Source organism: Streptomyces adustus, from assembly GCF_009377175.1.
Lineage (GTDB): Bacteria > Actinomycetota > Actinomycetes > Streptomycetales > Streptomycetaceae > Streptomyces > Streptomyces adustus.
The window spans coordinates 22125-29759 of the sequence record NZ_VJZD01000103.1; the positions used below are offsets into that span (position 1 = coordinate 22125).

6 protein-coding genes and 1 riboswitch are annotated in these 7635 nt (G+C 72.9%); of the genes, 5 read left to right on the forward strand and 1 reads right to left on the reverse strand.

Annotated features, from left to right (window positions below):
- The first annotated feature begins 109 nt into the window (after positions 1 to 109).
- From FNH09_RS24090 to FNH09_RS24105, 4 genes are all read left to right on the forward strand, one after another.
- Positions 110 to 1513: a M16 family metallopeptidase gene (locus FNH09_RS24090; RefSeq protein WP_152891423.1), complete on the forward strand. Its 1404-nt coding sequence runs from the start codon at positions 110 to 112 to the stop codon at positions 1511 to 1513.
- A complete protein-coding gene (locus tag FNH09_RS24095) occupies positions 1510 to 2898 on the forward strand; it encodes an insulinase family protein (protein WP_162469010.1) in 1389 nt (462 codons plus the stop codon). The genes FNH09_RS24090 and FNH09_RS24095 overlap by 4 nt, the downstream gene beginning before the upstream one ends.
- Before the next feature lie 201 nt (positions 2899 to 3099).
- Positions 3100 to 3260, forward strand: a riboswitch (cyclic di-AMP (ydaO/yuaA leader).
- Positions 3261 to 3272: 12 nt separating this feature from the next.
- The gene (locus FNH09_RS24100) at positions 3273 to 4025 is read left to right on the forward strand and encodes a M23 family metallopeptidase (protein WP_152891425.1); all 753 of its coding nucleotides are present in this window, start codon (positions 3273 to 3275) and stop codon (positions 4023 to 4025) included.
- Between the two features lie 218 nt (positions 4026 to 4243).
- Positions 4244 to 4939, forward strand: coding sequence for a GntR family transcriptional regulator (locus FNH09_RS24105; protein WP_152891427.1), 696 nt, complete (start codon positions 4244 to 4246; stop codon positions 4937 to 4939).
- Between the two features lie 227 nt (positions 4940 to 5166).
- Here FNH09_RS24105 and FNH09_RS24110 read toward each other — a convergent pair whose 3' ends face one another.
- Positions 5167 to 5448 carry an HPr family phosphocarrier protein gene (locus FNH09_RS24110; protein WP_152891428.1) on the reverse strand — a complete coding sequence of 94 codons (282 nt, stop codon included), beginning with the start codon at positions 5446 to 5448 and terminating at the stop codon, positions 5167 to 5169.
- A 173-nt stretch (positions 5449 to 5621) separates the two neighbouring features.
- Here FNH09_RS24110 and FNH09_RS24120 point away from each other — a divergent pair.
- On the forward strand, positions 5622 to 7635 hold a 2014-nt coding region (locus FNH09_RS24120), incomplete at its 3' end, for a GNAT family N-acetyltransferase (RefSeq protein ID WP_238427046.1).

The window sequence follows — 7635 nt, forward strand, 5'->3', positions numbered from 1 at the left end:
CGTACGTCCGGCGGGAACTTCGCCCATGGTCCGCCCGCTTGCATACAGTGGCAGGACAGGCACGAAACGCGCGGTCGGGACGACCGCGTCGGCGATCGAAGGGACGTACATGCCCATGGGTCACACGGCCACAGCCGAGGCAGGCTCCGGGGGCCTGACAGCGACCGAGCACCGCTTGGCCAACGGCCTTCGCGTGGTGCTCTCCGAGGACCATCTGACCCCGGTCGCGGCGGTGTGCCTCTGGTACGACGTCGGCTCCCGCCACGAAGTCAAGGGACGTACAGGCCTGGCTCACCTCTTCGAGCACCTGATGTTCCAGGGGTCCGGACAGGTCAAGGGCAACGGCCACTTCGAGCTGGTGCAGGGTGCGGGCGGCTCGCTCAACGGCACCACCAGCTTCGAGCGCACCAACTACTTCGAGACCATGCCCACCCACCAGCTGGAGCTCGCCCTCTGGCTGGAGGCCGACCGCATGGGCTCCCTGCTCGCCGCCCTCGACGACGACTCCATGGAGAACCAGCGCGACGTCGTCAAGAACGAGCGCCGCCAGCGCTACGACAACGTGCCCTACGGCACCGCGTTCGAGAAGCTGACCGCCCTCGCGTACCCGGAGGGCCACCCCTACCACCACACGCCCATCGGCTCGATGGCCGACCTGGACGCGGCCACCCTGGAGGACGCGCGGGCGTTCTTCCGGACGTACTACGCGCCGAACAACGCCGTCCTGTCCGTGGTCGGCGACATCGACCCGGCGCAGACGCTCGCCTGGATCGAGAAGTACTTCGGGTCCATCGCCTCCCACGACGGCAAGCCCGCCCCGCGCGACGGCTCGCTGCCCGAGGTCATCGGCGGTCAGCTGCGCGAGGTCGTCCGGGAGGAGGTCCCGGCGCGCGCCCTGATGGCCGCCTACCGGCTGCCGCACGACGGCACGCGCGCGTGCGACGCCGCCGACCTGGCGCTGACCGTCCTGGGCGGCGGCGAGTCCTCCCGCCTCTACAACCGGCTGGTACGGCGCGACCGTACGGCGGTGGCGGCCGGCTTCGGCCTGCTGCGGCTGGCGGGGGCGCCCTCCCTGGGCTGGCTGGACGTGAAGACCTCCGGCGACGTCGAGGTGCCGGTCATCGAGGCCGCCATCGACGAGGAGCTCGCCCGGTTCGCCGAGGAGGGCCCCACGGACGAGGAGATGGAGCGCGCCCAGGCCCAGTTGGAGCGCGAGTGGCTGGACCGGCTCGGCACGGTCGCGGGCCGCGCCGACGAACTGTGCCGCTACGCCGTCCTGTTCGGCGACCCGCAGCTCGCCCTCACCGCCGTCGGGCGGGTGCTGGAAGTGACGGCCGAGGAGGTCCGGGAGGCCGCCAGGGCCCGCCTGCGCCCCGACAACCGCGCGGTGCTCGTGTACGAGCCGACCGCCCCCGAGGCGCTGGACGAGGCCGAGGCCGCGGAGCGCACCGAAGACCCGGAGTCCGCGGCGACCGTGGAAGCCACCGACGAGACCGAGGAGGCGGCCCAGTGACCGAGCTCGCCACGATGCAGTTCCATCCCCAGCCCCGGCCGGGCGAGGCCAGGCCCTGGGCGTTCCCGGCGCCGGAGCGCGGCACCCTGGACAACGGCCTGACGCTGCTGAGCTGCCACCGCCCCGGCCAGCAGGTCGTCGCCGTCGAGGTGCTCCTCGACGCGCCGCTGGAGGCCGAGCCGGCCGGTCTCGACGGCGTGGCCACGATCATGGCGCGGGCCTTCTCGGAGGGCACCGACAAGCTCTCCGCGGAGGAGTTCGCCGCCGAGCTGGAGCGCTGCGGCGCCACGCTGGACGCGCACGCCGACCACCCCGGCGTACGGCTGAGCCTCGAAGTGCCGGTCTCGCGCCTGGCGAAGGCGCTCGGCCTGCTCGCCGACGCCCTGCGCGCGCCCGCCTTCGCGGACAACGAGGTCGAGCGGCTGGTGCGCAACCGGCTCGACGAGATCCCGCACGAGCTGGCCAACCCCGCACGCCGCGCGGCCAAGGAGCTCTCCAAGGAGCTGTTCCCGGCGGCCTCGCGCATGTCGCGCCCCCGCCAGGGCACCGAGGAGACGGTCACGAAGATCGACTCCGCGGCCGTACGCGCCTTCTACGACCGGCACGTCCGCCCCGCCACGGCCACCGCCGTGATCGTCGGCGACCTCGCGGGCATCGACCTGGACGAGCTGCTCGGCGACACCCTGGGTGCCTGGAAGGGCTCCTCGGCCGAGCCCCGCCCGGTGCCGCCGGTGAGCGCCGACGACACCGGCCGCGTCGTCATCGTGGACCGCCCCGGCGCGGTCCAGACGCAGCTGCTGATCGGCCGCACCGGTGCCGACCGGCACGACCGGGTCTGGCCCGCGCAGGTGCTCGGCACGTACTGCCTCGGCGGCACCCTCACCTCCCGGCTGGACCGCGTCCTGCGGGAGGAGAAGGGCTACACCTACGGCGTGCGCGCGTTCGGCCAGGTCCTGCGGTCGGCGCCGGACGGCACGGGCGCCGCGATGCTCGCCATCAGCGGCTCCGTGGACACCCCGAACACCGGTCCCGCCCTGGCGGACCTGTGGACCGTGCTGCGCACGCTCGCCGGGGAGGGGCTGACCGACGCGGAGCGCGACGTCGCCGTGCAGAACCTCGTCGGGGTGGCGCCGCTGAAGTACGAGACCGCGGCGGCCGTGGCGGCCACGCTGGCCGACCAGGTCGAGCAGCACCTGCCCGACGACTACCAGGCGACGCTCTACCGGCAGCTCGCCGCGACCGGCACGGTGGAGGCCACCGCCGCGGCCGTGAGCGCCTTCCCGGTGGACCGTCTGGTGACGATCCTCGTGGGCGACGCGGCACAGATCAAGGAGCCGGTCGAGGCGCTCGGCATCGGAGAGGTCACCGTCGTGTCCGCCGAGTAGGGCACGCGCGCGGCAGGGGCCCCGGTGACATGTCGGTCGCCGGGGTCCCTGCCCGTTCCGGGATGTCCGAATTATGGGAGAGGTGCCCCGTCTGCCCTGTGGCGTGCGCAACAAATACCGCGTTCCGTTTGATGATCGAAAGACCGCGCCCGTACGGTCACTTGGACTGTTCGTCGGGCAGTGCGCCGCATCCGCGGCAGCGGACAGTCATCGCCGAGTCCCCGTACGGCGCGAGCCAGGGGAGCCGGGGACCCATGTCCCTGGGGTGAATCGGACGCCCGCGCGTATCGCGAGGGGGCCCGTAGGAGACCTTCCTGCTCCGAACCCGTCAGCTAACCCGGTAGGCGAGAGGGAAGGAAAGGATCAGCCTCTACATGGCGTTCACGGGCGTTTCCGGCAAGCACCGTCGTCCCAGCCGGATGAAGCGCACCAGTGCGCACGCGGCCGGTGTCGCGGCTCTCGCCACCACCGGCGTCGTCGGCGCCCTCGCGGCCCCCGCGCTCGCCGCCGAGAACTCCGTCGAGCAGACGGGCCTCACCCCGGTCGTCACCCTCGGCGACCAGGCCGCCGAGCAGGTCGACGCCCAGGCCGCCGCCCAGCAGCAGGCGGCCGCCGAGCAGCTGGCCGAGGAGATCGCCCACGCGAAGGCCGCGGCGCGGGCCGCGGCGGCCCGCAAGGCCGAGGAGCGCGCCGCCCGCGAGGCCGAGCGCAAGCGTCTCAACACGTTCGTTTCGCCGATCACCGGCTCCTACGTCTCCACGGGCTACCTTGCGAGCAGCTCGCTGTGGTCCTCCGGCAGCCACACCGGCATCGACTTCCACGCCTCCACCGGCACCCCGGTCCACGCGGTCGGCTACGGCACCGTGGTGGAGGCCGGCTGGGGCGGGGCCTACGGCAACCAGATCGTCATCAAGATGGACGACGGCACGTACACCCAGTACGGCCACCTGTCGTCCTTCGGTGTCTCGGTGGGCCAGCGGGTCGTCACCGGCCAGCAGATCGCCCTCTCCGGCGCGACAGGCAACGTCACCGGGGCGCACCTGCACTTCGAGGCCCGTACGACCGCCGAGTACGGCTCGGACATCGACCCGGTCGCCTACCTCCGCAGCCACGGTGTGAACGTCTGACGCCTGCCCTTGGTGCGGACGTCCGGCGACGACCGCGCGACATACCGAAGCCCCGGCTCCCCGAGCCGGGGCTTTCGGTGTTTCCGGCACCGTTCTGTCCAAAAAATATCCCTGGATTCCGGCCGCCCGTCGGAAATTACGTCCGATTGCAATAGAGTCGCTGAACACATGTCAATCGGCGAGGCGCCGTTTCACGGGGATTAAGGCGGAGGTCGGTCATGCGTATTCCGGCGCACTCGGTGTGCACGGCGATCCGGGACGACATCGTCGCCGGTGTCTACGAGCGTGGCAGCCGGCTCACCGAGGAACTCCTCGCCCGGCGCTACGGCGTCTCACGCGTCCCCGTCCGGGAGGCCCTGCGCACGCTGGAGGCGGAGGGTTTCGTGGTGACCCGTCGGCACGCGGGCGCGTGCGTGGCGGAACCGACCGAGCAGGAGGCCGCCGACCTGCTGGAGATGCGCATGCTCCTGGAGCCGCTGGGCGCCTCCCGGGCCGCCCAGCGGCGCACCGAGGCCCATCTCAAGGTGCTGCGCGGGCTGGTCCGGCTCGGCCAGGAGCGGGCCAGGCGGGGCAACAGCGAGGATCTGCGCTCCCTGGGCGGATGGTTCCACGAGACGCTCGCCCAGGCCTCCGGCAGCCAGGCGCTGACCGCCACGCTCACCCAGCTGCGGCACAAGATCGCGTGGATGTACGCGACGGAGGCGCCCGCCGACCCCGTGGAGTCCTGGGCCGAGCACGGCGCGATCGTGGACGCGGTGGCGCGCGGCGACGGCGAGCGCGCGCGGGCGGCCACGGCGCTGCACGCCGAGCGCGCGAGCCTCGCGCACCGGCTGCGGTTCTCCGGCGCCGGGGAGCGCGCCGACCGTGTGAGGACTTCGCAACATCCCGTAAACGTGACGGGTCCACGGAATTAACAGAAGCGCCGTATACAAAGAAGAGGTATTCGGCGGAGGCGTATTTCCGTTGCCCTTGCTCGCGTGTGCCGGGAATTCTCCGTCGCACGTTCTTCGTGTGCTCGCAGAATTCCAGAACGTCGTGTGAAAACAGCGGAGCCGCGTCGGCCGGAAAGGCCGACGCGGCTCCGCTGTTCACCGTGCGGTGTGCTGCGCCCCAATGCTCCGCGGTGCGCCGCGGGCGAGGGTCAGACGGTCTCGGGAAGCTCTTCGAGCCCCTCGGTGACCAGCTTGGCCAGACGGTCGAGGGCGGCGTCCGCACCCTCGGCGTCGGAGGCGAGGACGATCTCCTCGCCACCCTCGGCGCCGAGGCCGAGGACGGCCAGCATGGAGGCCGCGTTGACGGGGTTGCCGTCGGCCTTGGCGATCGTGACCGGGACGCCAGTGGCCGTGGCGGCCCGGACGAAGATGGAGGCGGGACGGGCGTGAAGGCCCTCGGCCCAGCCGACGTTGACGCGGCGCTCAGCCATGTGATGCTGCCCTTCAGTGTCTCAGGGTTGTCTAGACCAGTGTTACATGCCGGGACGGGTGCCGGGAGCGGTCCGGTTCCCGCCCCGGGGTGCCGGCCGCGGCCTCGACCCGACGTCCGTCCCCCACAGACTGCCTCGCGCCGTTGTCGTACGCGAGCCGTACTCTGGGCCCCATGCAGACCTCGGCGGACCCGCAGGACCGGCACGAGTACCCCGCCCACTGGGAGGCGGACGTGGTGCTGCGCGACGGCGGCACCGCCCGCGTCCGGCCCATCACCGTCGACGACGCCGATCGTCTGGTCAGCTTCTACGAGCAGGTCTCGGACGAGTCGAAGTACTACCGCTTCTTCGCGCGGTACCCGCGCCTGTCCGCCAAGGACGTCCGCCGCTTCACGCACCACGACTTCGTCGACCGGGTGGGGCTCGCGGCCGTGATCGGGGGCGAGTTCATCGCCACCGTGCGCTACGACCGCATCGGCGCGCACGGTGCGCCCGCCTCCGCGCCCGCCGACGAGGCCGAGGTCGCCTTCCTGGTCCAGGACGCGCACCAGGGCAGGGGGGTCGCCTCCGCGCTCCTGGAACACATCGCGGCCGTCGCGCGCGAGCGGGGCATCCGCCGCTTCGCCGCCGAGGTGCTGCCCGCGAACACCAAGATGATCAAGGTGTTCACGGATGCCGGCTACACCCAGAAGCGCAGCTTCGAGGACGGGGTCGTACGCCTGGAGTTCGACCTCGAACCGACGGAGCGCTCGCTGGCCGTGCAGCGCGCGCGGGAGCAGCGCGCCGAGGCGCGGTCGGTGCGCCGGCTGCTCGCCCCGGGTTCCGTCGCCGTCGTCGGCGTCGGCCGCGCCCCGGGCGGCGTCGGCCGCAGCGTCCTCGGCAACCTCAAGGAGGCGGGCTTCACCGGACGCTTGTACGCCGTGAACCGGGCCCTCCCCGAGGGACAGACCGAGATCGACGGCGTGCCCGCCCACCGCTCGGTGCGCGACATCGACGGGCCCGTCGACGTCGCGGTCGTCGCCGTACCCACCGAGCGCGTGCCCGACGTCGTCACCGAGTGCGGCGAGCACGGCGTCCAGGGTCTCGTCGTGGTCTCCTCCGGATACGCGGAGAGCGGCCCCGAGGGACGCGAGCGCCAGCGCGAACTCGTACGCCACGCACGCGTGTACGGGATGCGCCTCATCGGCCCGAACGCCTTCGGGATCATCAACACCTCCCCGGACGTACGGCTGAACGCCTCGCTGGCCCCGCAGATGCCCCGCCCCGGGCGCATCGGTCTGTTCGCGCAGTCCGGCGCCATCGGCATCGCCCTGCTGTCCCGGCTGCACCGGCGCGGCGGCGGCGTCACCGGTGTCACGGGCGTGTCCACCTTCGTGTCGTCCGGCAACCGGGCGGACGTCTCCGGCAACGACGTCCTCCAGTACTGGTACGACGACCCGGACACCGATGTCGCCCTGATGTACCTGGAGTCCATCGGCAACCCGCGCAAGTTCACCCGCCTGGCCCGGCGGACGGCCGCGGCGAAGCCGCTCGTCGTCGTGCAGGGCGCGGGCCACGTCCCGCAGGGGCACGCCGTACGGGCGACCCGGCTGCCGCACGCGACCGTGTCCGCGCTGCTGCGGCAGGCCGGGGTCATCCGCGTCGACACCATCACCGAACTGGTCGACGCCGGGCTGCTGCTCGCCCGCCAGCCGCTCCCGGCCGGGCCGCGGGTGGCGATCCTCGGCAACTCCGAGTCGCTGGGCGTGCTGACGTACGACGCCTGCCTCGCCGAGGGGTTGCGGCCGCAGCCGCCGGTCGACCTGACGACGGGGGCCACGGCGGACGACTTCCGGGAGGCGCTGTCGCGGGCGCTGGCGGACGAGACGTGCGACGCGGTCGTGGTGACCGCGATACCGGCGGTAGGCGAGGAGTCGGTCGGGGACGCGACGCTGGCCGAGGCACTGCGGTCGGCCGCGGCGGCCGTCCCCTCGAAGCCGGTGCTGGTCGTGCACGTGGAGCTCGGCGGACTCGCCGAGGCGCTGTCGGCGGCGGCCAGCACCGCGCCGCAGGCCCAGGCGTCCGCCCGCTCCGCGCCACCACCGCCCACCGGGCAACCGGAGCGGCCGGCCCCGGCGTCCGCGACCTCCCCGGCCGCGGCCGACCCCGGGCCCCCCGGGATGCCCGGCGCGCCCGGCTCCCTCGGCG